Here is a 2,676-nt window from a genome sequence, read left to right as displayed (position 1 = left end):
GATCCATGTTTTTCACCGATCGCGGCGCGTTCACGCTATTCGGTGGTCTCGCCCTATACTCCGACGACTACCCCTACACGGCGGCGAATTCGGACGTGGTCGTCGGGACCATGCCCAACATGATGCCCGATCCCAACAGCGTGGAGCGGCAGACGCAGAGCCGCTTGCGACTGGGGGGTACGCTCGAGTTCGTGTTGGGGCGTAAGATGAACGTATGGGTTCATACAGAGGGCGTGCTCGCCGCCCCCCAAGCGTCTCGCCGCATCTACGGCGACCTTTTTGGTTTGGTGGAACGCGACACCAAGTTCTACTTCCGCTTAGGGATGAGCCACAAGTTCTAAGGGTCCGCGGCCCTAAGGCGGGATTCTCAACGATGTTTCACGTGTGGGATGTCATGGGTCTGCGGCGCAAGCACGTGCCGGTTGGCCCATCGGAACGTCCGTTGATCGGGGCGCCACGGCGTGCCGGCAAGGCTGGACCCGTTTCGGGCGAATCGCAGCCTCAACGCCAGGGGGCGCTGTACGCCTACCAGAGCATGCAGCGCTTTGGGCAGACCTTTGCGCGGGATGTCATGAGCTCGCCGGTCGTAACCGTCAATCCCGCTGCCATGCTGCAGCGGGTGCTGGCCTTGCTGCGTCGGCGGGGACTGCGTCACGTCCCGGTGATGAGCGAGGGTAAGCTCGTAGGCATGCTCTCCGAGCGTGACGCGCTGCGTCACATGGCCATGAGTCGCGATGCGGCCCACCCTGATGCTACTCCCGTCAGCGCCATTATGCGTCAAAATGTGCTGAGCACACACCCCGAAACCCCCTTGCGCCAGGTGGCGCAAGTGATGTTGCAGGAGCGGGCCGGGGCCATGCCGGTCGTCAGTGACATCCCTGAGCTGCTCGGCATCGTTACACGCAGCGATATCTTGCGTTGGGTTGTGGCTCACGCGCCCGTGGAGCTCTGGGCCTAAGGACCCGCCTCGCTCACCAGCCGACCGATGCCTAGCGCGCTGACCGGCTTCTTGATCGATGCCGGGTCGCCGACCAGGACCAGCTGGATCTTGCTCGGCGTGAAATAGCGTCGAGCGGCGCTACGTACGGTTTGAAGGTTCATGTCCCGGTAGGCAGCCAGCATGCGCTGGTATCGGTCGAGAGGCAGGTCGCCGAGGTACAGTCGGGCGGCGGCGGCAGCCAACCCGGCGTTGGTCTCGAACTGGCCCGGGAGCGAACGCATCGTTGCTTCGCGCGCGGCCTGCATCTCGGACTCTGTGATGGGTCGCGACACAAGCGCTTCGAGCTCGTTGAACAGCTCTTTGACCGAAGGCGCGGTGACATCGGCTCGTACCGCAGTCGAGATGACGAGCGGTCCTGTGCCTCGGCGCGCTTCAACCCGGGAGCGCGCGCCGTAGGTGTAGCCCTTGTCCTCCCGCAAGTTCATGTTCAAGCGGCTGCCGAACAGACCTCCGTAGACCGCGTTGGCCAGCCGCAGGGCCCACTCGTCCGGATGTCCCGAAGGCACGGCCGGGCGTCCAGCCACGATCACGCTCTGAGACAGGCCCGTCTTAGGCACCAGGATGATACTGGAGCGCTTGCGGACCGGTGCCCTCTTAGGAGCGCGGACCGCTTTGACTGGATGCCTCCAGTTGGCGAAGTGCTCCTGTGCCAGATTCGTGGCGGTTTCGAGCGAGACGTCGCCAGCGAATACCAGGGCTGTGTTCTTCGGGCCGACATGGCGCTTGTAGAACGCTTTGGCGTCCTGCAGCCGTAGTGCTTTGACGCTGTGGATCGTACCCTTGCCGAGGTGGCCGTACGGATGCGGCCCGCCGAACACGAGCGGCGCAAACGCGAGGTCGGCCAGGTATCGGGGGTGTCCGCTCAGCTGGGCGAGGTTGGCAAGCTGCGACGACTTGCGGCGCTGAAAGTTCGCCTCCCGCATGCGAGGGCGCTGTACGACATCGGCTAGCAGTGCGATCGCGCCCTGCAGATTGCTGCTCAGTACCGCAGCAGAGATCCGGGCGCCATCCGCTCCCGACTTGACCGAGGTTGTGGTACCCAGGTCCGCGAACGCCTCGGCCAGCTCGTCCGCGTTGCGTTCGCCCGCGCCCTCGAGTAGCAGCTCGTAGCTCAAGTCTGCCAGGCCGGCCTTGCTTCTTGGTTCGGCGGCGCTCCCCGCACGCATTACCACGCTCACGGTGACGGTCGGAAGCTGCGGGTTTTCGCTGACCACTACGGTGAGCCCGTTCAGCAACTTCGCCTGGCTGAACTTTGGCGGGACGATGGCAGGCGGCTGTCCCGGAGCCGGTTGCTTCTTTCGCCAGCGTTCCGACTCGGGCACCGATACGGCGGCTGCATGCGCTGCGCCGCCGTTGTCGGACGCGCTGCCCTTGAGGGCCGGGGCCGAGGCTCCCGAGCACGCCGCGATCAGGCTGCTGAGCATGCATCTGCCGGCGCTGCAGAGCATGGCGCGACGTGCGCGAGGCAGTGTCATCAAGATCGGACCGAGAGCTCGAGGATGATCGGAATCGTGGGAGTCTTCGCCGTGACGAGGCGATGTGGTGCATCGTTGAGGAGCGGCGGGAGACCCCACGATTTCGAGGGCCTCGGGAGCGACGGGAGTATTTTGACGACACTCCCTGGCCGCAGGTGACCACGCGCTCGGCATGTCAGTGGTCCCCGGGGGGCGACGGGG

At 65.0% G+C, this 2,676-nt stretch carries 3 protein-coding genes; 2 read left to right on the top strand and 1 reads right to left on the bottom strand.

Annotated features, from left to right (window positions below):
* Together MJD61_06155 and MJD61_06150 are read left to right on the top strand one after the other, a co-directional pair.
* Positions 1 to 341: hypothetical protein (locus MJD61_06155; GenBank protein MCG8554857.1), on the top strand; the 341-nt coding region annotated here is incomplete at its 5' end.
* Positions 342 to 373: 32 nt separating this feature from the next.
* Positions 374 to 958 (top strand): CBS domain-containing protein, encoded by a 585-nt coding sequence (locus MJD61_06150; protein MCG8554856.1) that lies wholly within the window; start codon positions 374 to 376, stop codon positions 956 to 958.
* On the opposite strand, the gene MJD61_06145 is transcribed toward MJD61_06150, so the two are convergent.
* On the bottom strand, positions 955 to 2,475 hold the full coding sequence (locus MJD61_06145; GenBank protein MCG8554855.1) for an insulinase family protein: 1,521 nt from the start codon (positions 2,473 to 2,475) through the stop codon (positions 955 to 957). The genes MJD61_06150 and MJD61_06145 overlap by 4 nt on opposite strands.
* Between the last annotated feature and the right edge of the window lie 201 nt (positions 2,476 to 2,676).

It is taken from the genome of Pseudomonadota bacterium (genome assembly GCA_022361155.1).
Lineage (GTDB): Bacteria > Myxococcota_A > Polyangia > Polyangiales > JAKSBK01 > JAKSBK01.
The sequence above is the reverse complement of the archived record's forward strand: the minus strand, read 5'-3'. Positions and strand labels throughout refer to the sequence as shown.